At 44.4% G+C, this 23,908-nt stretch carries 24 protein-coding genes and 1 riboswitch; of the genes, 7 read left to right on the top strand and 17 right to left on the bottom strand.

The features are described 5' to 3' along the window. Positions 1-84: 84 nt before the first annotated feature. The 4 genes from KHA99_RS10770 to KHA99_RS10755 all read right to left on the bottom strand — a co-directional run bounded on the left by KHA99_RS10770 (position 85) and on the right by KHA99_RS10755 (position 5,435). The gene (locus KHA99_RS10770; RefSeq protein WP_213117446.1) at positions 85-3,144 is read right to left on the bottom strand and encodes an efflux RND transporter permease subunit; all 3,060 of its coding nucleotides are present in this window, start codon (positions 3,142-3,144) and stop codon (positions 85-87) included. Between the two features lie 275 nt (positions 3,145-3,419). Next, positions 3,420-3,782 carry a hypothetical protein gene (locus KHA99_RS10765; RefSeq protein WP_213117445.1) on the bottom strand — a complete coding sequence of 121 codons (363 nt, stop codon included), beginning with the start codon at positions 3,780-3,782 and terminating at the stop codon, positions 3,420-3,422. Between the two features lie 29 nt (positions 3,783-3,811). Then, positions 3,812-4,327 (bottom strand): acyl-CoA thioesterase, encoded by a 516-nt coding sequence (locus tag KHA99_RS10760; protein WP_213117444.1) that lies wholly within the window; start codon positions 4,325-4,327, stop codon positions 3,812-3,814. A 202-nt stretch (positions 4,328-4,529) separates the two neighbouring features. Further along, entirely contained in the window at positions 4,530-5,435 is a 906-nt protein-coding gene (locus tag KHA99_RS10755) for a LysR family transcriptional regulator (protein ID WP_213117443.1), read from the bottom strand. A gap of 654 nt (positions 5,436-6,089) precedes the next feature. Here KHA99_RS10755 and KHA99_RS10750 point away from each other — a divergent pair. Further along, on the top strand, positions 6,090-6,242 hold the full coding sequence (locus tag KHA99_RS10750; RefSeq protein ID WP_213117442.1) for a hypothetical protein: 153 nt from the start codon (positions 6,090-6,092) through the stop codon (positions 6,240-6,242). A gap of 145 nt (positions 6,243-6,387) precedes the next feature. On the opposite strand, the gene KHA99_RS10745 is transcribed toward KHA99_RS10750, so the two are convergent. The 4 genes from KHA99_RS10745 to KHA99_RS10730 all read right to left on the bottom strand — a co-directional run bounded on the left by KHA99_RS10745 (position 6,388) and on the right by KHA99_RS10730 (position 11,248). Beyond that, positions 6,388-8,583 carry a heavy metal translocating P-type ATPase gene (locus KHA99_RS10745; RefSeq protein ID WP_213117441.1) on the bottom strand — a complete coding sequence of 732 codons (2,196 nt, stop codon included), beginning with the start codon at positions 8,581-8,583 and terminating at the stop codon, positions 6,388-6,390. Positions 8,584-8,696: 113 nt separating this feature from the next. Beyond that, positions 8,697-9,506, bottom strand: a complete 810-nt coding sequence (locus KHA99_RS10740; protein WP_284037996.1) for a cytochrome c oxidase assembly protein — start codon at positions 9,504-9,506, stop codon at positions 8,697-8,699. A gap of 181 nt (positions 9,507-9,687) precedes the next feature. Continuing rightward, positions 9,688-10,956, bottom strand: coding sequence for an SH3 domain-containing protein (locus KHA99_RS10735; protein ID WP_213117440.1), 1,269 nt, complete (start codon positions 10,954-10,956; stop codon positions 9,688-9,690). Positions 10,957-11,041: 85 nt separating this feature from the next. Beyond that, entirely contained in the window at positions 11,042-11,248 is a 207-nt protein-coding gene (locus tag KHA99_RS10730) for a hypothetical protein (RefSeq protein WP_213117439.1), read from the bottom strand. 21 nt (positions 11,249-11,269) lie between these two features. Further along, positions 11,270-11,354: riboswitch (cyclic di-GMP riboswitch) on the top strand. A 21-nt stretch (positions 11,355-11,375) separates the two neighbouring features. Here KHA99_RS10730 and KHA99_RS10725 point away from each other — a divergent pair. Continuing rightward, entirely contained in the window at positions 11,376-11,513 is a 138-nt protein-coding gene (locus KHA99_RS10725; RefSeq protein ID WP_213117438.1) for a hypothetical protein, read from the top strand. 114 nt (positions 11,514-11,627) lie between these two features. On the opposite strand, the gene KHA99_RS10720 is transcribed toward KHA99_RS10725, so the two are convergent. Continuing rightward, positions 11,628-11,969, bottom strand: a complete 342-nt coding sequence (locus KHA99_RS10720) for a winged helix-turn-helix transcriptional regulator (protein WP_213117437.1) — start codon at positions 11,967-11,969, stop codon at positions 11,628-11,630. A gap of 146 nt (positions 11,970-12,115) precedes the next feature. Between KHA99_RS10720 and KHA99_RS10715 the strand changes: the two genes are divergently transcribed. Then, a complete protein-coding gene (locus KHA99_RS10715) occupies positions 12,116-12,751 on the top strand; it encodes a nitroreductase family protein (protein WP_249366590.1) in 636 nt (211 codons plus the stop codon). A gap of 242 nt (positions 12,752-12,993) precedes the next feature. Here KHA99_RS10715 and KHA99_RS10710 read toward each other — a convergent pair whose 3' ends face one another. From KHA99_RS10710 to KHA99_RS10695, 4 genes are read right to left on the bottom strand one after another with little or no spacing between them, the layout of a single operon-like run. Continuing rightward, the gene (locus KHA99_RS10710; RefSeq protein ID WP_213117436.1) at positions 12,994-13,710 is read right to left on the bottom strand and encodes an ABC transporter permease; all 717 of its coding nucleotides are present in this window, start codon (positions 13,708-13,710) and stop codon (positions 12,994-12,996) included. Between the two features lie 11 nt (positions 13,711-13,721). After that, the gene (locus KHA99_RS10705; protein WP_213117435.1) at positions 13,722-14,645 is read right to left on the bottom strand and encodes an osmoprotectant ABC transporter substrate-binding protein; all 924 of its coding nucleotides are present in this window, start codon (positions 14,643-14,645) and stop codon (positions 13,722-13,724) included. Between the two features lie 15 nt (positions 14,646-14,660). Next, entirely contained in the window at positions 14,661-15,272 is a 612-nt protein-coding gene (locus tag KHA99_RS10700) for an ABC transporter permease (protein ID WP_372447597.1), read from the bottom strand. Between the two features lie 53 nt (positions 15,273-15,325). After that, a complete protein-coding gene (locus KHA99_RS10695; RefSeq protein ID WP_213117433.1) occupies positions 15,326-16,465 on the bottom strand; it encodes a betaine/proline/choline family ABC transporter ATP-binding protein in 1,140 nt (379 codons plus the stop codon). Between the two features lie 263 nt (positions 16,466-16,728). Here KHA99_RS10695 and KHA99_RS10690 point away from each other — a divergent pair, with 263 nt between their 5' ends. The 4 genes from KHA99_RS10690 (at position 16,729) to KHA99_RS10675 (ending at position 19,761) form a co-directional block, all read left to right on the top strand. Then, entirely contained in the window at positions 16,729-17,265 is a 537-nt protein-coding gene (locus tag KHA99_RS10690; RefSeq protein WP_213117432.1) for a GbsR/MarR family transcriptional regulator, read from the top strand. A gap of 87 nt (positions 17,266-17,352) precedes the next feature. Beyond that, complete coding sequence (locus KHA99_RS10685) at positions 17,353-18,249, top strand: beta-keto acid cleavage family enzyme (RefSeq protein ID WP_213117431.1); 897 nt, start codon at positions 17,353-17,355, stop codon at positions 18,247-18,249. Beyond that, positions 18,249-19,211, top strand: a complete 963-nt coding sequence (locus KHA99_RS10680; protein ID WP_213117430.1) for an L-carnitine dehydrogenase — start codon at positions 18,249-18,251, stop codon at positions 19,209-19,211. Before KHA99_RS10685 ends, KHA99_RS10680 begins: the two co-directional genes overlap by 1 nt. Before the next feature lie 73 nt (positions 19,212-19,284). Beyond that, positions 19,285-19,761 carry a thioesterase family protein gene (locus KHA99_RS10675; RefSeq protein WP_213117429.1) on the top strand — a complete coding sequence of 159 codons (477 nt, stop codon included), beginning with the start codon at positions 19,285-19,287 and terminating at the stop codon, positions 19,759-19,761. 59 nt (positions 19,762-19,820) lie between these two features. Here KHA99_RS10675 and KHA99_RS31490 read toward each other — a convergent pair whose 3' ends face one another. The 4 genes from KHA99_RS31490 to KHA99_RS10660 form a co-directional block, all read right to left on the bottom strand. Further along, positions 19,821-20,360, bottom strand: coding sequence for a CBO0543 family protein (locus KHA99_RS31490; RefSeq protein ID WP_372447583.1), 540 nt, complete (start codon positions 20,358-20,360; stop codon positions 19,821-19,823). A gap of 136 nt (positions 20,361-20,496) precedes the next feature. Beyond that, positions 20,497-21,156 carry a carboxymuconolactone decarboxylase family protein gene (locus KHA99_RS10670; protein WP_213117428.1) on the bottom strand — a complete coding sequence of 220 codons (660 nt, stop codon included), beginning with the start codon at positions 21,154-21,156 and terminating at the stop codon, positions 20,497-20,499. Positions 21,157-21,235: 79 nt separating this feature from the next. Then, positions 21,236-22,612, bottom strand: a complete 1,377-nt coding sequence (locus tag KHA99_RS10665) for an APC family permease (protein WP_213117427.1) — start codon at positions 22,610-22,612, stop codon at positions 21,236-21,238. Between the two features lie 41 nt (positions 22,613-22,653). Further along, on the bottom strand, positions 22,654-23,874 hold the full coding sequence (locus KHA99_RS10660; RefSeq protein ID WP_213117426.1) for a MalY/PatB family protein: 1,221 nt from the start codon (positions 23,872-23,874) through the stop codon (positions 22,654-22,656). Positions 23,875-23,908: the final 34 nt, after the last annotated feature.

Raw genomic sequence — 23,908 nt, 5'->3', positions numbered from 1 at the left:
CATTTTTTATTGGCACCATCAATAAAGACAACCTATTAGAAAGAGATTTCGTCCGTTTCCTTTGATAGATAGTCGGGCTTTTTTTTACTGTTTTTGCTGATGAAACGCAAGAACCGTCCCCGTGTTTCGTTTTTCACCCTTGGCAATGATGCGCAAGAACCGTCCCCGTGCACCACTTAGTAGATGGTACATGGTTGGGACGATGACGAGTGTGAGTAGGGTGGATGTTAGTAAGCCTGATATGACGACGATGGCGAGTGATTTGGAGATAAGTCCACCTTCGTTGGATAGGGCTAATGGCAATAGGGCGCCGATTGTCGCGAGTGCCGTCATCAGGATGGGACGTAGGCGTGTTTTTCCGGCCTCAAGCAGCGCGGCTTTTAACTCCATGCCCTTCTGTTCATTTTGCTTCACCCGGTCCATCAACACAATTGCATTGGTGACCACGATTCCGATTAACATTAAAAATCCAACTAAAGCCGGCATTCCTAGTGCCTGGTTCGTCAAATACAATCCCAGCAATCCACCGGAGAATAAAAATGGCAGCGACGAGAGAATCGCAACGGGCATTAACGTGTTGCCAAATGCAACAAGCATCACGATAAACACCAGTACAACAGCGACTGCCATGGCAATCATCATATTCGTAAAGCCTTCATTCATCGCCTGCGCCTGACCTTCTGAATGATAGGTGATCCCTGCCGGTAAATCCAACTCGGCCATCCGTTTATCGACCTCAGCCTGCACACCCGACGCATTATCAGTCGTGATACGGCCCGTCACCTGCACATATTGCTGCTGATTCAACCGGTATAACGCCGACGGACTTGGTGCCTTTTTCAATGTTGCCACTTCGGAAAGGGTGACCTGCTGTCCCATTGGATTCTCCATGCTTTGGCTCATAATCTTATCAATGGAGTCTAACGAATCCCCTGCTAATGACAAGTGAATGCTTGTGGTTTTCCCCTCCACCTGCATGTTAGCGACCGTGTCTCCGGAAATCAACTCTCTCACGTAGCCCGCCACCATAATTGGGTTTAACCCTTTTTCAGCAGCTTTTTTATCATCAATTTCCAGCTGCAGCTGTTCCTTCACTCCAGAAAGGTTGGATTCGACATTTTCCAGCCCATCGATACCTTTCAGTTTTTCTGTGATCATTTTTCCAGCCTTCTCTAAATCCTTGGCATTCCCGCCCTCGACCATTAACGCCAAACCGCTTGTTCCAACAAGGCCAACGGGACTAAGCGCTACTAGCATTTGAGGGTCCAGTTTTTCAACTTCATCCCTGACATTTTTCTCAAAATCAGTTGTTTGATTTTTTGTAGTGTTATCCTTCAGATCAATTGATAAGCGAATGTATTCACCATTTACAACAGTTTGGACATGTTTCACCTGTTTTTCCTGCTTAAGGATTTCTTCCATCTTCACAGCTATTTGGTTTGATTTTTCCAGCGAAATTCCAGCAGGTAAATCGCCTGTCAGACGGTACGATACCGCTTTTTCCTGCGGCAGGAAGTTCTTTGGAATCAGCGGAACCAAGACGAGTGACCCTGCAAACAGGACAACAGCCAGAATAATGGTGACTGCCCGTTTATTTAACACCCATGCAAGCGTATGTCGATAGGCTTTTTCAAAAATGGATTCCTTGACCTCTTTGTGTTTGATTCCAAGTAAAAATAATTTTGCCAACAGCGGCACGACGGTTAATGAAACAATCAGTGAGAACGCGAGTGCCACGATGACCGTAATACCGAACGGGGCAAAGAACCGGCCGATGATTCCAGGTACAAAGGAAAGCGGGCCAAAGACGGCAATCGTTGTCAGCGTTGAAGAAGTGATGGCTCCGCCCACTTCCTTTGCTGCTGTCAGCACCAGCTTTTCATTTCGGTTCGGGCTTGTTAATGTGCGGCGGTACACATTTTCGATGACCACAATCGAGTCGTCAATGACGCGGCCGACTGCCACGGCGATTCCCGCGAGTGTCATCATGTTTAGGCTATAATCAAAATATTTCAGCGTAATCATCGAGGCCAGGATGGACAGCGGGATGGAAAGCACGGCCACCAGCGTTGCCCTGATGTTACGCAGGAAAAGAAAAGTGACAATCACAGCGAACAATGTTCCCAGCAATACCTCACGAAGCATGCCATCGACGGATGTTTTCACTTCTTTTGACGTATCATATAATTTCGTTAAGGTGTAGCCAGCGGGAAGATCCAGTGCATCAAGCTTATCCTTTGCCTGTGAAACGACTTCAACAGTATTAGCGCCAGGCAGTGCCTTCATTTCCACAAGGACCGCTGGCTTTTCGTTGAGACGGGTATACACCATTTCTTGTTTGTTTGTGTAAGAAACGTCAGCAATGTCGGCCAGTTGCAGTTTTTCAATCGTGCCCGTTGGCCCTTGTGCTAAGACTTGAATTGATTTAACATCCTCAACCGAATCAAGCTTAAAATCGGCCTGCACGTTGAATGTTTTTTCATTGATATTGACCTGCCCAGCCGGGAATGAAAAATGGTGGGACTGCAGTGTTTGCTTGACCGTTTCATAGGTCACACTGTGCTGCTTCATTTTTTCCGGATCGAGCTTGATGGCGACTTCCTTTTCGGTTTCACCGGAAATATCGATTGAGCCTGCTCCGTCAATTCCGGTCAATGCCGGCTTGATCCGATCGTTGATATATTGCGTCAGGTCGGATTGATTGGCGGTTTCCGACGACAGCGCAAAGGTGAAGACCGGCATGGCGGAAGGACCATCCTTTAGAATTTCCGGTTTTTCTGCACCGGCAGGCAGCTTGATGGTTGAGGCTGCGGTCGTGACTTCCTTCTCCGCTTCATCCATATCCTTGCTCATCTCAAACTCCAGAACTCCGACAACCACATTACTGTGAGCTTCGATATATAAGTTATCAAGCTTCTTAATTCCCGACAGCGTTTCTTCCAGCGGCTTTCCTATATCCTCTAATCCTTGCTCCGGAGTAGCGCCGACATACGGAACCTGGACAATGATATATGGAATATCAACATTCGGCATCGACTCCATCTTCATCGTCTTGATGGAATAAATCCCCCCAGCAATCACCATCAACATGGCGATAAAAATAACCCCTGCATTCTTTAACGAAAACCTAATCCACGATTTCAAACTCCTCTTCCCCTTTATACTCAGATATATTTGGATGTATTTACCTTTTTTATTATAGGGTTTCCAACCCTCCATTAACCTCGGGCAGCTGCTGTAATTGTAACTAAGACCTCAGACCTAGAGGGAATGAGGCATGGGGACGGTTATTGTGTGTCAAAGTGGTGGACGAAAAAAAACTCCCCCAGCCCAAAGGCTGAAGGAGTTTAAGATGATTTTTTCAATTGCGGGATGTGCTAGGTGGGACGTGGGACGCGAGAACCGTCCTCATGCATCACTTAGCGCAGGACCATTGGGCCGACTAGGGCTTGTGGGTTTTCTCCTAGGGCTAGTTTGCTTATGTTTACGTAGCCTAATTGTTGGTGGCTTTTTAGGAGTTGTTTTAAGTCTAGGAATTTGTTGTCTGTTTTGAGTTTATCGATTTCCTTTTTGTAAACTGATAAGACGTAATCATCTTGGGACATTGGCTGGAATTGATTTGGATCTTCGTCCATGATTAATGAGCCCATATATTGATATCCATAATGGAATTGACGAGTCAGTTTAATGATATTAATAAATTTTTGATAAATCGATGCATTTAATTTTTCAATAGCTGTTTGTACATTTTTCAATTCGTTATAGCTAGAAACAATGACCATGCTATTTCTCCCCCTTGATTCGTATTAAATTAATCCCATGGCTTATCTACTGTCAATTTAGACACGAGTTCTTTGTTTTGCTGCCTTTTCAGCTTGCGGATTTGTTCGCGTTCTTTGCCTGTTTCAAACAGAAACTTCTCTTCCTCAGTCTCCGGAATCACCGCCGGCACTTCGATTGGCCGTTTATTTTCATCTAAAGGAACAAACGTAAAGAACGCCGTAGCCGCAATTCTACGGTTACCCGTTTCAAGGTCTTCGGCAACCACCTTGCAGAAAATCTCCATCGATCTTTTTCCTGTATAGCTGACAAAGGATTCGATGCAGACCGAATCACTGACGCGGATTGGTTCGATGAAATTGACGGAGTCAGTTGATGCCGTCACACATTCCTTGATCCGTGTATGCCTGCGGGCTGAAAGCACCGCACAGGCGTCCATTTTCTTCATTAGAACGCCGCCGAACAATGTATGATAGTTGTTTAAATCGTTAATAAGCACTTGGTCGGTTTGTACAACACGTGTTTCTTTCACTTTCTTTGCTTGCATTTCCATCACCCTATATATAAAAATGCCTTTCGAAGCGGTTGCCTCATTGTTGGCATTAAATTTTTTGACATGAAAATTATAATACGGCCACTGTGGTAATATACAATGCCGATAGAACATGGTGTTCATAACAAAATCGTATGAAGGCGCTTCCTGTCAGGTAGAACCAAAAAAAGCTTCCCCTTTTACAAGAGGAAGCTTTCTAATAATTGCCAGTGGAGGGATTTTCCTTCGACAGTTTTACCCTCGCAAAACGGATAAATTCTTTGGCAACCTTGGATAGGTGTTCATCCTTTTTCCAAATCAGCGCCAGATTCCATTCTATGGTCGGATTGGTGACGGGTATGGTTTTAAAATCATTTTTCAATTCCAAACAAGTGCTCTCCGGCAGTAACGTAATCCCGATATTATACGCAACCAATTCCTGAATAAAATCCAACTGTGAGGTTTCAGAAATAATCGTCGGTTGAAATCCCGCCTGCCTGCAGGCCGTAATGACGAGATTTCGCAGCTCAAAATCCTTGTTGAACATGATAAAGCTTTCTTCTTTAAGCTCGTGCAGTGACACTTCTTTTTTCCCTACCAGACGATGTGACGGAGGAACAACCAGTTTCAGTTTTTCTTTTACAAACATATATTTGTCTAGAAGGTCATTTTCCTCAGAAAGAACGACGACCCCAAAATCGAGTAAATCATTGATAATCTTCTCTTCAATTCGTTTCGACCCGTCCTCTTCCAACTGGAAGGTCACCTCGGGATATTCCCGATGGAACGATGCAATCAGCTGCGAGAAAAAAATCGAATTAGTGATTGTTGGAAGCCCGATGCGGACATGCCGTGTTTTTAACTTAAGCACAGTATCTAGCTCGTCGCTCAATAGTTGCAGCTGCTCCTCGACTTTTAATGCATGTTTAACGAGAACCCGCCCCGCATCCGTCAGCTCCAGCTTTTTCCTCGTCCGAATGAACAGCGGCGTCCCCAGTTCATCCTCCAACGACTTAATAATCCTGCTAAGGGCCGGCTGCGTAATAAACAAATTCTCCGCCGCCGTCGTAAAACTCCCCGTCCGTGTAACCTCAATAAAACACTCCAACTGTTTAAACTCCAAGCACATCAAACACCTTACATAAATTTAAAATATTATATAGTTTACCACAAATTGATGCATGGGGACGGTTCTTGTGTCTCAAAATGGCAGGTTCAAATGAAGCTGCCTAATGAAATCTAACCTATCTTTTACAGGTTTCCCGTTTTTCTATTCCGCCAATCGTTTGGTTGAATCCCTCAAAAACCCCGTTGAGATCACATTTTCCCTTGAATGCAATTGAAAAACTCGTCGAAAATTGCTTGGGAAATAGAGAATGCTTTTTCTTTAGACTTCCATAATGAAACATTTTTCACCAAAATCCTTCATGATTGTGATGTAGGGCTTTTCTTTAAAAACTGTCTAAAATTAATGTTGGAATTTGTATAGCAATTTTTCGAGTTTCCTTTGTGGAAAAAAGCAACCTGCCTGCGATGTAACCAAGCTGCTTTCAAGAGTGAGCCACGAGAACCGTCCCCATGACCTAATATAAAATTGCGGATGAGTACATAATAATAGTTGTGTGAGATCAGAAAAGTCTTCGGAACAGACCCAACCCAGGATTTCTTCTGTATATTCCACAAAAAAGGGATACTGATTTGCTTCAGTACCCCCTTTTTCTCATGCCTTATTTTGCGAATTTAAACAGACTAATTGGAAAGCGAGATGGAATGAATCGTGTCTAGTCAAGGAATGCAACGGGATCAAACGAGAGAACAAATTGAGAAACACGATAAAAGGAATGACATTGAATTAGGTAATGAATATCAAATCGGAAACACAAGTTCACAAAGCCAGAAAAAGAGCGGACGCCAAGCCAATAAAAAATAACATCATTTTTATGTAATAAACAAAGCAGCTTGCCCGTTACGGAGGCAAGCTGCTTTTGTAATTGAGGCATAAGAACCGACCATGTGCATCACCATGTATCATTGGGAAAACACTGAAAATGATGCATGAGAACCGTCCCCATGCATCACGTTCTATTTAATCGAAGGGCGTTTAGGACTACTGAGACGGAGCTGAAGGCCATGACGGCGCCGGCAAGCCATGGGGCTAGGAGGCCGAACATGGCGAATGGGATGCTGATGATGTTGTATAGGAAGGCCCAGAGGAAGTTTTGTTTGATGTTGGTCATGGTGGCTTTGCTGATTTGGATAGCCTCGACCACCTTGCTCAAATCTCCTTTGATGACGGTAATGTCGCCGGATTCGATGGCGAGGTCGGAGCCGGTCCCTATGGCGATGCCGACATCGGCAACAGTTAAGGCCGGGGCATCATTCATTCCATCCCCGACCATAACCACCTTCTTTCCTACCTTCTGCAGTGAGCGGATGATTTCCGCCTTTTCCTGCGGTGTGACGGTTGCTTTCACCTTTGATATTCCGGTCTTTTTCGCAATCGCCTTAGCGGTCTCAAGGTTGTCTCCTGTCAGCATGATGACTTCCAGTCCCATCCCTTTCAAGTCGGCAACCACAGCTTTGGAGGCAGGTTTTACCTCATCGGCAACGGCTATCATTCCGGCAAAGCGGTTCTGAATCGCAACCGCCATTACCGTCTTCCTTTCTTGTTCAAGCCTGGCAATCTCTCTGCCTGCTCTAACTGGGATGAAAAGTTTATTTTTCAAAAAATAACTTGGATTCGCAATCAACACTTCTTTTCCATCCACAAACGCCTTTATCCCATAGCCCGGGAAGGCTACTGCCCCGCTTGCCTTTGGAAAAATGGACCCTCTTTTCTTGGCTTCCCTTACCACGGCTTTTGCAATCGGGTGCCCCGAAGCCATTTCCACAGCGCCGACGATGGCAAAGAACTCCTCCTCGCTAAAATGCTCAACATACACATCCGTTACGTGCGGCTCTCCTTTCGTGAGCGTACCGGTTTTATCCAATATAACAGTGGTGCTCTTCCCTAGTAATTCAAGAAACTTTCCTTCTTTAAAAAGAATCCCCGACTGGGCGGCTCGTCCACTGCCGACCATGACAGAAGTAGGCGTCGCCAGTCCAAGTGCACAGGGGCAGGCGATAATTAACACGGCTATCATCTTCTCAAGCGCCTCGCTTAAAACCCCCGGCTGAAGCATCCAATACCACAGCACAAACGTAATTAACGCAATGATAATAATAATCGGAACGAAAATGCCGGTCACTTTATCGGCGATATGCTGAATTGGCGCCTTGGATCCTTGCGCCTCCTCGACAACCCGAATGATTTGCGACAACGTCGTCTCAGAATCCCGTTTTGTTACCTTTATTTTTAAAGTGCCGTTCTGATTGATGGTCCCGGCATAAACATCTTGGCCGTTGCTTTTTTCAACAGGGATGCTTTCGCCTGTTAACAAAGACTCGTCAACCATCGAGTTCCCTTCAATCACCTGCCCGTCAATCGGGATCTTTTCACCTGATTTCACGATAATCACATGCCCCGGAGACAACTGGTCCACAGGGGATAGAGATTCCTTTCCATTCAAAAACAACGTGGCGGTTTTCGTCTGCAATTGGTAAAGCTTCTTGATTGCCTGTGTGGTCCTCATTTTGGTTCTAGCTTCAAGAAATTTTCCTAATAAAATAAATGTAATGATAAAAGCACTTGTTTCATAATACAACACTGGATGTTCTGTAGCATTTAAATGCGTGAACGTTAAATAATGGCTGTAAAAAAAGGCGGCCGATGTACTTAACACCACTAAAACATCCATATTCGCACTGCCGCTTTTCAGCGCTTTCCATGCCCTTTCGTAAAATTTGAACCCGATGACAAATTGAATAGGAATAGTAAAAGCAAATTGGAAGAGGGGCTGAAGAAAAAGCTCTGGCACTTTGATAAAAGAAACCCATGTAAAGTGGGCAAACATCGCCCACGCTAAAGGGATCGTAAGCAAGGCCGAGACAAAAAAATGCCGCTTAAGAACCGTCATTTCTTTCCGTTTCTCGAGCTCGGACTGTAAATGATTCTGCCGGTCAATTTTTGCATCATAGCCAATTTTAATGATTCTATTAATAATTTCCTGAATGCTTGTCCGATTCTTGCTAAATATAACGCGCCCCTTTTCCGTTGTCAGATTGACTTGCACTTCCTCAACCCCGTCTATTTTGGAGACAACTTTTTCGATTCTGGCGGCGCAAGCGGCGCAATACATCCCACTAATCTCTATATGGGCTGTTTCCTTCATCCTCTATATTCACCACTTTCGGTTTCCTCAAATTAATATATTCTATTAAAAATAGGGACACTTTAGAATAAAGTAATGAAAAAGCCAAACTTTACTTTGAAGTTCGGCTTTTTTCATATTTCACCTAGGGTTTTGGACTCCTTCTTTGCTATCCGTGAGGTTACCATTAAACTCATTTTGTGAATTCCCAGCATCAGAAATCCTGCCATCGCTTGGTCATACTTTGTATTAAATAGAGGGGGGAGTATATGTAGGGAAGCGTCCTGAGAGGGCAGGCAAAGATGGGCTGTCAGCCTGGTAAGAAAAGGGTTGGTAATTCCATCTGTGACGGCGCTAAAAACAAATAATAAACATGCCGGCATTAAAAGCAAGCCACTAAGAACAGCAAATCGTTTCTTTTCCCCCTTACTGAGGCTTTGATTTGGGTCAGGCGACACAATCGGCCACCACATACCGAAGGACAACAGCAATAGGAACGATATATATCCATTGTGAATGAAGGGATTTTTTGAAAAAGTGTTTAAAACAACCGGCAAATGGTACATCAAAAATAATGCCGCAAAAACATATAACGCCAGCCTTGGGGAGAAAAACACTTTGCTCAATTTTGGGTATGGGCTATTTTTCAAAATCATTTGAAACAAGGGACCTGGAATCCCTCTTAACAGAATGGGCGGGGCAACAAAATATAAAATGCTCATTTGAATCATGTGCAAACTAAAGGAAAGATGACTGATGAGAGTTAACGGACTGCCGAGGACGAAATATAACAAACCCATACCAAGGAAAAAGAAGAGCGGTGGTCTATGATACAATTTGATGTCCGTAAACCGATGCAACAACAACGAATAAACAACAGAAATACCCGCTAGAATCACCAACAACGGAACATTCCACATTGATTGACCTTCAAGCAACAGCACCTCAATCAACAGAGTAATCCCTCCTCCTCCATGTATATATATATGATTCAATTGGCTTTGAATACTAAAAAAAGAGCACGACCAAAAAGTGCACGCTATTGGCGTGCACTTTTTTGATACAAAGGGACGGTTCTTTTGCCTCAAAATGGGCTAAAATGAGGCACAAGAACCGTCCCCATGATTACTTAATAGCGATTAAGGTCATTTGTTGGCCTCTTTTCGCTTCGAGGGTTAGGGTTGCTTGTTGTCCTTGGCGGTTAAATAATTCATTGATCATGTTACCTGATGCTTTTGCACTATAGGTGCGGCCATCAGGGGTGTTGAAACGAAAGTCTCCGTTTGGGTGTACCCCTCCGATTTGAGCGCTGACGCTTATTTGATTAGGTGCGGTGGCAGTTGTGTCAGGGATGTTGATGGTTTGGCCAATTTTCAACTTGACCGGGTCCACTGTTGGATTTAGTGCTTGAACGGATGCAACTGAGACCCCAAGTGCCTTACTGATTTTTGTAAAAGTATCCCCGCTCTTAATCACATACACAGATGAACTTGTCGTTGTGTTGTTGTTTTTACTAGGCTCATTATTTACATTTGCTGGTGCGTTATTAGATAAATAGGTGGCACTCACAAACGCGGTTTTGCCATTGTATTGAATTTGTGCCCAGCCATAAGAGGTTGAGATTACGGACACGCCTTCGTTAAATTTTAACGAACCGATTACAGCACTGCTCATTGATGCCCCTTCTCTAACTCTTAACGATGTGGCTGTCACATACATCGTTTTTGCTTGAGACGCAACGACTTGTTTTTGTGAAAGGTACGCAGCACTCACATAACAAACGCGTCCGTTAATCAGGATTGCCGCCCATCCGTTTTCGATGAATGCAACCTTGACCGTTTCCCCTCTTTTATAGGTTCCAAGAATGCTGCTTTCCGTGTTCGGCCGGGAACGGACATTCAGTGTTGTGGCGGTAACAGTCCTGTCTTCCACGATTGGCAATAGAATTTTCTTGCCTTCAATAGAAGAAATCCCATTGGCATCTAAAATTTCCTGAGCGGTGACGCCATGTTTTGCCGCTATCGTTTCAATGTTTTCTCCAGTTTTCACCTGATAGGTGTATTCTTGAATAAATGCCGCATTCGCCGCACTTGTATACAAGCCAAGAACAACGGTAAAAATGCCCGTCACGACGAGCCTTTTTACAACATTTCTTTGAATCCACTCGCTCACCTGTGACACATATGTATTCCAATTTGCCCTAATATCTTTTAAGAACCCTTTGACATCTAATACATTTCGAAGATCGAACTGTATGCTTTTATAATATTCTCGTTTTTCCATCCTTGAAGTGAAGGCAGGCACGTTTTGTGTTTTCTTGCTGTTTCCATGCGTTACTTTCCTGCTAAGTGCTATTTCCCCATTAAGAACAAATTCTTTTGTCAAAATCATCATATCTCCATTTCTCTCTCTAGATAGTAAAATCAACCGTTTTTGCCGGGGAATTTTCTCTATACCTTTTTTACTAAATGCACAACATTCAACGAACTCCCCCTCTATAGTAATCGTCATAAAGCATCATTTTCTGTCGCAAAACTGTCATAATTAGTCGTAAATAGATGATATTGGACTGATTGCCATGTTTTCTTAACAGATGGAGGCATGGGGACGGTTCTTGTGCATCAAAACGGGCTGAAAATGAGGCACGAGAACCGTCCCCATGTTTCATTTCGACAAATCTAGACAATTTCTTTAAAATCCTTTAATCTTGATTTAAGGGCAAAATCACTGAAAGGTGATGACGCAAAGCTATAGGGGCCTCTGTGATGGAGCAAGGCCAGCCAGCTGCCATCAATTCTAAAGGGGGAATTTTGATGTCAAAGAGTTACTGGCTTACGCCGGAGGAAGTACTGCGAAGGAAAAAGATGAAGAAAAACCTTGTATATACCTCTATTGTTTTCGCCACTATCATCCTTAGTGCATTACTAACGATAGTTTCGAATCAACTGTAGATACTCGATATCCGAAGCTAGGGCAGCATGTTATTGCTGCCCTTTTTTATTTGGAAAAATAGGTGGGGGACGGTTCCTTGTGCATTAATGAGGCACAAGAACCGTCCCCATGCCTCACTTCTGCCTTGTTTTAACCCAGTGAAGAATCGAAGTAATAACCGCTTCAAGTTCCTTGCCTCCTGGGGTTAATTCATATTCGACCTTCTTTTGCGAAGGGACAAGGACTTTTTTGCTGACCAATCCTTCTTTTTCAAGATCTCGCAGTCGTTCGGTTAAAAGCCTGTCAGAAATGCCAGGGATGTTCTCCACTAGTTCATGAAAGCGTTTAGGCCCTTTAAGTAATTGATAGATGATAATCCCCATCCACCGCTTTCCAATAAATTCAATTGTCCCATGGAAATCCTTACAGATTTTACTTATCTCATTTTCAGTACAGGTACAGTTTGATTTTTCCATTTTCTTACCTCATTTGCTTGTCACCAATATTTTCACATTATATCACAATAGTTTTCGCTTGACTCATTCACTTACTAATAGTAAGCTAAAACACGAACTTAAAAACTTACTTTTGGTAAGTTATTTTTCAAAAGGAGGCAACAAGAATGTCCACTTCAACTATGAATGCACAAAGTTTCAGCGATGTAATCAGAGAACGTCACTCTGTTCGAAAATATGATCCTACTTTTAAAATTGCCCGCGAGGAAATTGAGGAAATCTTAAATGAGGCTATCCTGGCTCCTTCTTCAAGCAATCTCCAGCCTTGGCGCTTTATCGTGATTGATGACCAAGAAAAAAAGAAAGAACTCCGTCAGATTGCAAACAATCAAGAGCAGGTCGAAACCTCTTCAGCCGTGATTGCGGTTTTGGGGGATAAAGAAATGTATCAAAACATCGAGAAAGTGTACAGAAGCAACTTCGAGGCCGGCTATATGGACGAAGCTAGCATGCACCGCCTAATCGCAGGTTCAAACAGCTTGTATCCTAACTTACCCGAAGAAGTCCGCAAAAATATCGCTGCCTTTGATACAGGCTTGGTATCGATGCAGCTGATGCTGGCCGCAAAAGCAAAAGGCTATGACACAGTCCCAATGGGCGGCTTCGACAAACAAAAATTCATGGACAAGTTCCAAGTATCCAACCGCTACATGCCAATGCTCTTGATCTCCCTAGGAAAAGCAGCAGCACCGGCATACAAAACCACGCGTATTCAATTGGAGGAAATCGTGGAATTTGTATAACGCAAAGCGAGGCATGGGGACGGTTCTCGTGCCTCATTCCTTTTTTCCTCTCCAAAAAGACCACTAGCATCCAAGGCCCTTAGCCCTCTGACATTGCTACCAATGGATAATCCCCCACGATGGTAACCGTTTCTAAAACCAAAATGGGGGATTTTCTTATTACAATTTCTTTTAAAATCAGTAGTCTAAATTACGAGCCTCGATTCTCCCCAAAATGATGCACCAGAACCGTCCCCGTGTCTCTATTTTCCAAAAAATGATGCATAAGAACCGTCCCCATGCCGCATTCCGAGTCTTGTTCGCTTCCTGCGCTTCTCTTTCTTGATGGGGGCTAGTTTTCTTTCTAGCCAGGCCATGATGAGGTCGGTGAGGACGGCCATTAGTGCGGTTGGGATGGCGCCTGCGAGGATGATGGGGGTTCCGTCTGTTACGTTGGTTCCGCGCAGGATGATGTCGCCCAATCCGCCTGCACCGATAAAGGTTCCGATGGTGGCAATCCCAATGCTGATGACCAATGCGGTCCTAAGCCCTGCCATGATTACCGACATCGCGAGCGGCAGTTCGACCATCAACAGGACCTGGAACTTGGTCATCCCCATAGCTTTTCCAGATTCCAATATTGCATGGTCCACATTACGTATTCCCGTATAGGTGTTTTTAATAATCGGCAATAACGAATAGAGAAATAAGGAAAAGACAACGGTGTTGGTTCCGAGTCCCATAACAAGCATAAGTACAGCGAGCATCGCCAAAGCCGGAATCGTTTGGATAATATTCGCAAGCGAGATTACCCACGTGCTTAGCTTAGTGTATCTTGCAATCAAGATGCCTGCTGGGATGGCGACAATCGCGGCAAATAAGACGCCGTAGGCAGACATAAGGAAATGCCGGTAAAATTGAACCCAGACATACGCCGCATTTTGGGAATAGTAATACAGAATATCATTGATGGTCTCCATGCTGTCACCTCCTATTTGTCATCTTCAAAGTAATCGTGTTCTTCTAAAAGTTGCTTTGCAATGATGGACGGTTCCTTCATTTTCCCGTCTGCTTCATAATTCAACTCCTGCATTTTTTCGGTATTTACTTTTCCGGAAAGCTTTTGCAGAATGCCCTTTAATTCCGGATGGGCCGTTAAGGCATCATTTCGGGCAACGACCGAGGTATCATAAGGAGGAAAGAAATGCTTATCATCCTCCAATACTTTTAAATCAAAGGCCTTGATACGCCCGTCCGTTGTATAAGCCAGAACGACATCCATTTTTCCATTCGCTGCCGCTTGATAGACTAAACCAATCTGCATCGGAAAGGTTTGTCCGAATTTAAATCCATATTCCTTGACGAAGCCTTCATAGCCGTCCCCTTTCCGCTTTAACCAGGAATTATCAAGGCCTAATTTTAAATCAGAAACCAATGGTTCTAAGTCGGAAACGGTTTTCAGGTTTTCTTTTTCCGCCAGTGTTCTTGTCACCGTAAACGCATAGGAATTGGCGAAGCCATACGAATCAAACCAGGTTTGATCAAATCGCTTTTGGAATTCGCTTTGGACAATGTTGAGCGCTTTCTTAGGGTCATTGACCGGTTCCATCCCCAATGCCCCCGCAAGGTCCGTTCCCGTATAACGAGTGGCGGAAATATCGATATCCCCATTCAGCATGGCCTGATGCTGAACAATCGACGATCCCAAATTATTCACCATTTCCACTTTGGCATCCGAGTAATGCTCAATCATCAGCCGAACTATGTTCCCCATAATCTGTGATTCTGATGTCCCCATGGTCCCTACCTTAATCGTGTTATCCGCGGCACCGCTCAAACCCGGAAGAGAGCAGCCGCCCATGAAAACGGTCAGCACCGACATGATCACGATTAGCAAATGTTTTCTTTTCAACATATGAGTACCCCCCTCCTAAGCAGCTTCCCGCATCTTTTTCATTCCTTTTGGGGTTACCCAGCCTTCGACTTTTCCTATAAGAAGATCCGTCAATAATGCTAACAACGTGACGGGAACTGCTCCGGCAATTATAAATTCAGGCTGATAAAGATTCAAACCGCTGAAAATGTAATCCCCGAGACCACCGCCGCCAATAAACGAAGCTAGGGTGGCCCAGCCAATCAAGTAAACGGTCGATAAGCGGATTCCCGCCATAATCACGGGAATGGCCAGCGGCACTTCTACGTCCCGGATCCGTTCCCATCCAGTCATACCCATCCCGCGTCCTGCTTCGAGCAGACTTTTTTGAACACCGCTCACTCCTGTATAGGTGTTCCTCAGGATAGGTAGGACCGAATAGAAAAATAAGGCAATGATAGCAGGTGTTTTCCCAACACCTAAAAGTGGAATAAAGAATGCGAGAACCGCAAAACTCGGGAAAGTTTGAATAACCCCTAATACTCCCATCACAATTCCGGCCCCTTTTGGGAAACGTGTTAACGCCACACCTGCGGGTACTGCGATGAGAATGCCTAACACGGCGGCAATCACCGAAATATATAAATGCTCCAACGTCTTAAACAGCATTTCACTCCCATATGTACTGAAAAATTGTAAGATGGTATCCAATTCTCTCCCTCCTAACCTATTTTTGTCATGTCATCTACACCCCAAATGGAATCATAGACAATATCTACTAAACTAGCTCTTGTGACAATCCCGGCCAGGCGATGCTTATCGTCAACCACCGGAACGTATTTCATACCGATTTTCAGGATTTTTCGGACCGTATCACGAACAAGCGTCTGTTTTTCGACGGTAAACAGCTCTGCTTCCACGATATCTCTTACCAGGCTTGCCTTTTTTCGCTTTTGGTCAATAATTTCAACATCAATAAATCCCTGCAAAACCTTCCTGTCATCGACCACAAGCAAGGAATCGACCCGATGCTGCTTCATTAATTGAATCGCTTCTGATAGTGTCCGGTCTCCCGTAATAGTGATGGGACTTGGGTTCATAATCTGTTCTACTGTTTGGATATTCGGCCTTGCCTGCACGAGACGGTCTTTGCCTATAAACTCCTCGACAAATTCATTGGCGGGATTGCGTAAAATTTCATCCGGTGTGTCACACTGAACAATTTTCCCATCACGCATGATGACAATCCGGTCCGCCAATTTCAGGGCCTCGTCCATATCATGGGTAACAAACACAATCGTTTTTTCCAACTTTTTTTGTAGCTTTTTGAATTCTTCCTGAAGGGAGTCCCTCGTGATCGGGTCTAATGCGCCAAACGGCTCATCCATTAAAATCAACGGCTGATCGGCTGCCAACGCCCGCAGAACTCCTATCCTCTGCTGCTGGCCTCCACTCAATTCATGCGGATATTTCTCTAAGTAGTCTGGGGTCAAATCAACAAGTGTTAATAATTCCTTGGCACGGACACGTCGTTTTTCTTCGGGGACCTTTAAAAGTTTTAAAACAAGGGAGATATTTTCCTGAATGGTCATATGAGGAAATAAACCAATCTGCTGAATGACATAGCCGATTTCCCGCCTGAGCTGGACCGGGTCGCGATCCATAATGTTGACATCATTAATATAAATGCTTCCCTCTGTGGGCTCGATTAAACGGTTAATCATTTTCATCGTCGTCGTTTTCCCGCACCCGCTTGGCCCGATAAAACAGATGAATTCTCCTTTTTCAATTTCAAGGGTCAAATCATCAACTGCCCGTTTCCCCCCTTTGTACATTTTTGAAACATGTTCAAATTTAAGCAAATCCGCGCACCTCCATTTTTTAAAATGAGAATAGTTTAAATTCTCTAAATTTAGTATATTGTAAAGTTTGTAAAATAAAAAGTTTATAAATTTTATATATTGCACGATATTTACGCAAATTATTTACTGTAGAAGACTTTTCCTGTCATTTTTCTAAAAATTCTTCCAATTCCTCCGTGTTTCTTGTTAATCCTCGTGTTCGAAATTTTTGCAAAATGTGATATAGTGGCAACGTACACGGGTAACTGGAAGGGTGAATTCTTTTGGATGAACAACCATTAGAGAGGATTAAACAGGTCGAAGAGCAATTTGTTGAGAAAATTGCCGATAATATGCATACATACGGAGTCTCCGCTACCGTCGGGAGAGTACTCGGTATTATCTATATGAATCGCCGGCCCATGACGCTTGATGAACTATCTCAGGAGACCGGGATGAGCAAAACCCGGATGAGTCAAGTCGTCCGCGAGATGGTCGATTTAAATATTGCGGAAAAGGTCTTTGAAAAAGGAATCCGCAAAGATTTATATAATGTAGAACAGGATTATTATCAAACCTTCGTGTCGTTGTTCACCTCCAACTGGCGAAAAACAATTCAGAAAAACAAAATGTTTGAAAAGAAGATGTCTGCTGAACTGAAGTTCATGCTTGAAAATGAAGCACTTGATGAAGAAATGGAACAAAAGATGAATATTCTCCTGAAAGAAACGAAGGAATGGCTTGATTATTATCAATGGTTAGCCCAGCTCGTTGAATTTTTCGACAGCGGAGAGATCTTTAAGCATGTCCCAAAGCCATAACATTTGTTAAGACCTGATTAGGGATAAAAAAGAAAATGGAAATCACCCCATTTTCTTTTTTTTATAAATTTTTAAGGAGGAAAATATATGCAGAAAAAAATCATCGTCACATGTGCGGTAACAGGTGCAGGAGATACAGCCAGGAAAAGCCCGCATGTTCCCGTCACCCCTGAGCAAATCGCCCAGTCTGCCATCGATGCAGCCAAAGCCGGCGCCACCATCGCCCATATCCATGTCCGTGACCCTAAGACCGGCGGTATCAGCCATGATCCCGCATTATTCCAAGAAGTGGTCGAACGCGTCCGTGAATCAGAGACAGACGTAATCCTCAACCTTACCTCCGGAGGGGGCGGGGACTGGATTCCCAGCGAGAATAATCCATCCCTTGGCGGACCTGGAACAGACATGCAGACACCGGAAGAACGCCATGAGCCGATTGGAAAGTTGCTGCCGGAGCTTTGCACATTAGATTGCGGAAGCATGAATTTTGGTGATCAGCTTTATATCAGCACAACCGATTGGCTCCGCAGGCAGGCCCGCCTTATTCAACAAAGCGGGGTCAAGCCTGAATTAGAATGCTTCGATACAGGACATCTGCGCTTCGCCAATCAATTGATTGATGAGGGACTGATTGATGGCGACCCGATGTTCCAATTCTGCCTTGGCATCCCATGGGGAGCGAATGCCGATGCGGAAACGATGATTTATATGCGTAATCAACTTCCGAAAAATGCCCACTGGTCCGCTTTTGGCATCGGCCGAATGCAACTGCCGATGGCCATCCAATCCATGCTGCTCGGCGGGCATATCCGAGTCGGACTGGAAGACAATCTTTATTTGGATAAAGGGATGCTGGCCACCAATGCCCAATTGGTTGACAGGGCCATCACCATCATGGCGGGACTCGGCGCCCAACCAATGACACCTGAGGAGGCACGAAAGCATTTAGGACTAAAAAATCCCCATCGAAAGGCCCTAATTTAATGGGCACCCGCTCTATTAAACAAGTCACTGTTGTCGGCACGGGAGTAATTGGGAACGGCTGGGCGGCCCGGTTCTTATCGCAGGGCTATGATGTCATCGCGACAGATCCAGCCCCAGGTGCAGAAGAGCGGATGCGTCTAAGTGTCCAGCGTGCCTGGCCGGCTTTGGAGAAGATGGGATTGGCTGCGGGGGCTTCGAAAGACCGGCTCCGCTTTGAACCAGATTTGGCAAAGGCGGTGGCGGTGGCCGATTTGATTCAAGAAAATGCACCGGAGCGGGAAGAACTAAAACGTCGGTTATTAGCCGAAATTGATCGGCATGCGAAACCCGATGCCATCATCGCCTCCAGTACATCTGGGCTTATGCCGAGCACCCTGCAGGCAGACTGCATCCGGCCTGAACGAGTTATCGTGGCCCATCCCTTCAATCCTGTCTATTTAATTCCTTTAGTGGAGGTAGTAGGCGGTGAGAAGACGGCACCAGAAGTGGTGGCAGTGGCGGAACAATTCTATCAATCTATTCAGATGAAGCCGCTCGTCGTTTCAGCAGAAATTGAGGGGCATGTGGCCGATCGGTTAATGGAGGCCATCTGGCGTGAAGCCCTGCACATCGTCAATGACGGGATTGCCACCACCGAAGAGGTCGATGCGGCTATCATCTATGGACCTGGATTAAGATGGGCCTTAATGGGTCCGTTCCTAACCTTGCACCTTGCCGGTGGAGAACAAGGAATGAGACACATGCTGGAGCAATTTGGCCCCGCTTTGAAATTGCCTTGGACCAAACTGGAAGCACCAGAACTGACGGAGGACCTGAGGAATCAAGTAATTGCTGGCTGCGAACGGCAGACAGCCGGCCATTCAATTGCCGGATTGGAAGTACGGCGTGACAGCTTTCTCATTGAGCTTCAGCGGCTGCTGGAGAAATATTGGCCTGGCGCTAATTTGAATGGGAATATTTAAGCCTGGTCGGGGCTCGACATATCTTTGGTGAATTCATTGAAATTTTGACAATAAACATATCAGGGGGAATAACATGGTGTCTCCATTTAAAAACCCTCTCATGGCCGAAACGGTCCATGAGGAGTGGATTGACTATAATGGCCATATGACCGATTCTGCATATGCCAAGGTATTTAGTATTGCAGTCGACCGGCTGATGGTAGGAATCGGGATTAGCGCGGACTTTCGGGAAACCGAACAATATTCTATTTACACACTAGAAACACATCTCTGTTATTTAAATGAAGCCCACAAAGGCCAAGAATTGCGGGTTAACATGCAGCTGCTTGACTATGATTCTAAAAGATTGCATGTATTTTTCACCATGGAAAATACGGATGGCGAGCGGCTTGCGACCAGTGAGCAAATGCTAATAGGCATCGACATGAAAACAGGACGCCCAGCCTCCTTCCCTCCCGCAATCCTAAATCAGATTGAAAAACTGGGGCGCCAGCACAAAAACCTGCCAACCCCCAACGAAGCCGGCAGAAAAATCGGGATCCGCAGGTGATGCATGGGGACGGTTCTCGTGCCTCACTGCGAGTGAGGTACAAGAACCGTCCCTCTGCCTCATTTGTATGTCGTAATGGGTATGTGAAAATATATGATTAAAAAAATGGTACATGCGAAACAGAGAAGCCAGGCTAAGATGGGCCTTGTGTGATGGAGGCGCAAACCAAAAAACATAAATATCCAGACCACTAAAGACCACCAGAAATTCCACCCATGATCATAGGTGATTAGGTTTGCAGCCTTAAAAAGGCTCTCCATTGCGATACCAAAAATGATCCAGATAGCTGCATAACCTATCTGTTTAAGCAGGCTTTTCTTAAAAGGGTATTTTGAAAGAAATATAAAGGCTATTTGGGGGAAAATCAGAAAAGCAATGATAAAATCAACAAGGGTATGGTTGGGAATAAAAAAAGATTCTTTATAAGTCCATAATGGGTATTCATACATAATAATGGAAATGAAAAAGTTCACGGTTACGAAAAAAAGAATGGTCGGATAGTACTCCTTCCGATTCCTCCAATCACCCCATCGCCAGGAACCAATCAAATAAAGAAATGGCAGCACAAACCTTAAATACGAAACCACAGTGTGTAGCATTACGTCCGCTCAAATCCTTTTCAAAAACACAATATTTTTAACCGCCACTTCTATTATTTGCTAAAAATCAAAAAATGAAACATGGGGACGGTTCTTGTGCATTATGATGCACAAGAACCGTCCCCGCGGCTCAAATTTAATTATCATCGTAAGCAATTAGCGCATTCACACTATGGGCCAGGGCAGAGCCTGCCTTTAAGGCGGTTGCGACAAAGATGGCTTCGACGAGTTCTTCCTTCGTAACATCCAATTGCTTGGCCTTTTTCGTATGAGTTTCAATACAGTAGGCGCAGCCTGTCACATGAGCGACAGCAACAGCAATTAATTCCTTTTCTTTACGGCTTAATAACCCTGCTTTCAGTGCTTGCGTATCAAACTTCACAAAGGCTTGAAAGGATTCTGGCCCTAATTCTTTGAATTCGCCAAATCGATTCATATTTGAGCGTTTGTAAAGCGCTTCTTCCCCATCCTCATCATAGGCATTCAATGCATTTAATCCATGTGCTAAGGCAGATCCTGCTTTCAAAGCAGTCGCGACCATAATCGCCTCCAGCATCTCTTCCTTCGAAGCCTCCAGTTTTTTTGCCATCGAAACATGACCATCAATGCAATAAGGGCAACCCGTAACATGTGCCACAGCAACCGCTATAAGTTCTTTTGTTTTTTGAGGAATCACACCTGGGGCTAAAGCCAATTGGTCAAACTTTACAAAAGCTTTAAACGTTTCGGGCGCTAGCTTTCCTAATTCCGGTAATCTACGAATATTTGACTTTTTATATAAACTTTCATCTATCAAATCTTTTACCTCCTTTTATTGGGTGCATGGGGACGGTTCTTATGCCTAATGAGGCATGAGAACCGTCCCCATGCATCACTTAGACTCCTATATTCTCCTTAGGGTTTTCGATTGTGTCTATGTGGCCGCCGAAGCCGAAGTGGCCGGGATCGTGGGTTATTTTTTTACCTACTATCATAACGTAAGCTGCAGCAGCTAATATATAGACAATCGTCCCGATAATGATCGGCATGGACAAAGATGACATTAGTAAATATCCTTGGAAAAATAATAGAGCAATTCCGATATAGACAACCGTATTTAAAACCATTGGCGGGAGTTTAAATGGTGCCGCCTGATACAGCTCAGGGTGTTTCTTTGGTAATTTGGTGGCAGCAAAAACCGGAATCATATTCGCCAGCAGGAATACGCCAGTGCCTAAGGCCGATATGATTCCTAAAGAAAGCCCTGTTACAATTGGAATTACTCCAATCACATAAAACAAGGTAAGTAACCAGTGCGGCGTTCCAAACTTTTTATTTACCTTCCCTAAGGATTTTGGCAGCCAGCCGTCTTCACAGGCAATCATAATCCCTTTAGTAACCCAGGAAAGAGTCGCATTTAATGTTGTTGCTAAGGCAAACATGGCTCCACCCACCATAAAGAAGATAAACAGCGGTTTTGGTAAAATCGTTTTTGCTACATCTGTTAAAGGCTTGTTCGCTACATCTGCAATCGGCAGCACCCCTGCAGCAATCGTCGCCATAAACGCATACAAGATCCCGACACCCAATGTGGTGGTAATAATCGTCAATGGGATATCTCTCCCAGGATTTTTCATTTCTCCACCTAGTTCGGCAATAACCTGAGCACCGCCGGTAGCAAAGGATAACAATCCTACAGCCATAAAAAATCCACCAAAGCCGCCGGTGAACATTTCACCTGAATTAAACACTGCGTAGTTCACCTCAGGCATTCCCCATACGACAAAAACAATCAAGGCAAGCAGTAAGACAAGAACCATTAATTTTTCAACAAGGGCTGCAAAATGTACGCCTACTAAATTCGCAATATAAAACACAGTCAGCAGCAAGAACGCGATCAGTTTTAGTGGTGCATTTGGCACCAGGCCTTGTACATATTCCGCAAAGGAAATCGCATACATGGCCAGGGTTAACTGTGCAAGAATAAATAACGTTAACCAAAAGAACCCGACCTTTGGGGACAATAGCCGGCTTGTATATCTGTACAATCCCCCTGTTGTCGGAATAGCTGAACCCATCGCAGCAATAGGAATAACCATAAATAAGGTAAAGATGGATGAAATGACAAAGGCCAACGAAACGCCGCTCCCAGTCATCCCAATGGCAATCCCGGTGAGGGCCATTACTCCAGCACCAATTATTTGTCCAATACTAATACTCATTACATCCCCAAGACCTAAAACCTTTTTTAAATTCGATTCTTGACTAGCCATTTCATTCACCTCTTATATGTTTTTTTGGGATTGTTGCTGCATCAGCGTGTGGTAACTGTATTATGGTTAGGAGACGCGAGGTCGGCAAATTCCCTTTCGATCCTTTCCAACGCTTCCTTAATAATTGGTCTTGGGGAAGATACGCAAATCCGCTGGAAGTCTTGTCCCTCTTCACCAAACATACTGCCATCTTCCAATAAGACATTGGCTTTGTTGTAAATGCGATCATGAACCTCATCTGGAGAAATTCCATAGGCGCTGAAGTCCATCCACATCACATACGTTCCTTCCGGAATGGATACCTTCACTTGCGGCATTTTTTCAGCAAAAAAGCCTTTAACGTATTCCATCGTTTCATCTAAATATTCTTTTAACTGTTCCAGCCATTCCTCGCCTTCATGGTAGACAGCGATTAAGGCTGATACGGTAAAAGGCGATGGTAATTGGAAACCCATTGCTCGACTGAAGATGTTCCTAAGCTCAGGGCTAGGAATGATGACATTGGTGCAATGGAGTCCGGCCACATTGAAGGTTTTGTTGATGGCCGTGCATGTAATAATATGCTGCGTGTTCGTTGCCGCTTTGGCGATTGGGATAAAGGTTTGATTACGGCGAATTAAGTCACCGTGAATTTCATCCGCAATGATAAGAACCTGATTTTTTTCACAAATATCTGCTAATCTTGTTAATTCTTCTGGTGTAAAAATTCTTCCGGTCGGATTATGCGGATTGCAGAGGATGAAAAGCTTCGTGTTTTCATTCTTTGCTTTCGCCTCAAAATCTTCAAAATCAATCGAATAGGAGCCATCCTGTTCGCGGATCAGGGCGTTATTGACGACTTGTCTTCCGTTTCCTTCAATCGCTGCTGTAAACGGAGGATAGACCGGTCTCTGAATAATGACCCCATCACCCTGCTCAGTAAAAGCTCGTACCGCCACATTCAAAGCATGGACCGTTCCCGGACTATAGACTATTTCTTCGGTTTGGATGTCCCAGTCATGTCTCTTTTTAAACCAATGCTGAATCGCCTCGAAGTACTCCTTTGGAAAAATGGAGTAACCAAATATCCGATGCTCGACTGTTTGATGCAAGGCATCGAGTAAAGGCTGAGGAACTGGAAAATCCATGTCCGCCGTAAATAAAGGCAAAGTTTCTTGATCATACCTCTGGGTAATTCCCAATTCCTTAATTAAATCGCCGCCGTCCCATTTCAAGGAATACGTATTTCTGCGGTCGACGATTTGGTCAAAATCGTACTTCACTTGAAATCAACTCCCCCTCTTTTGAATTAAAACG

This window comes from Neobacillus rhizophilus, from assembly GCF_018343535.1.
GTDB classification, from domain to species: Bacteria; Bacillota; Bacilli; order Bacillales; family Cytobacillaceae; genus Neobacillus; species Neobacillus rhizophilus.
The sequence above is the reverse complement of the archived record's forward strand: the minus strand, read 5'-3'. Positions and strand labels throughout refer to the sequence as shown.

Coding starts and splice junctions, on each gene's coding strand:
- KHA99_RS10765 (WP_213117445.1), bottom strand. CDS start 3,782: ATGGTCATTGTTTCTAGCTATAACGAATTGAAAAATGTACAAACAGCT.
- KHA99_RS10760 (WP_213117444.1), bottom strand. CDS start 4,327: ATGCAAGCAAAGAAAGTGAAAGAAACACGTGTTGTACAAACCGACCAA.
- KHA99_RS10745 (WP_213117441.1), bottom strand. CDS start 8,583: ATGAAGGAAACAGCCCATATAGAGATTAGTGGGATGTATTGCGCCGCT.
- KHA99_RS10735 (WP_213117440.1), bottom strand. CDS start 10,956: ATGATGATTTTGACAAAAGAATTTGTTCTTAATGGGGAAATAGCACTT.
- KHA99_RS10725 (WP_213117438.1), top strand. CDS start 11,376: ATGTCAAAGAGTTACTGGCTTACGCCGGAGGAAGTACTGCGAAGGAAA.
- KHA99_RS10720 (WP_213117437.1), bottom strand. CDS start 11,969: ATGGAAAAATCAAACTGTACCTGTACTGAAAATGAGATAAGTAAAATC.
- KHA99_RS10715 (WP_249366590.1), top strand. CDS start 12,116: ATGTCCACTTCAACTATGAATGCACAAAGTTTCAGCGATGTAATCAGA.
- KHA99_RS10710 (WP_213117436.1), bottom strand. CDS start 13,710: ATGGAGACCATCAATGATATTCTGTATTACTATTCCCAAAATGCGGCG.
- KHA99_RS10705 (WP_213117435.1), bottom strand. CDS start 14,645: ATGTTGAAAAGAAAACATTTGCTAATCGTGATCATGTCGGTGCTGACC.
- KHA99_RS10700 (WP_372447597.1), bottom strand. CDS start 15,272: ATGCTGTTTAAGACGTTGGAGCATTTATATATTTCGGTGATTGCCGCC.
- KHA99_RS10685 (WP_213117431.1), top strand. CDS start 17,353: ATGCAGAAAAAAATCATCGTCACATGTGCGGTAACAGGTGCAGGAGAT.
- KHA99_RS10680 (WP_213117430.1), top strand. CDS start 18,249: ATGGGCACCCGCTCTATTAAACAAGTCACTGTTGTCGGCACGGGAGTA.
- KHA99_RS10675 (WP_213117429.1), top strand. CDS start 19,285: ATGGTGTCTCCATTTAAAAACCCTCTCATGGCCGAAACGGTCCATGAG.
- KHA99_RS31490 (WP_372447583.1), bottom strand. CDS start 20,360: ATGCTACACACTGTGGTTTCGTATTTAAGGTTTGTGCTGCCATTTCTT.
- KHA99_RS10665 (WP_213117427.1), bottom strand. CDS start 22,612: ATGGCTAGTCAAGAATCGAATTTAAAAAAGGTTTTAGGTCTTGGGGAT.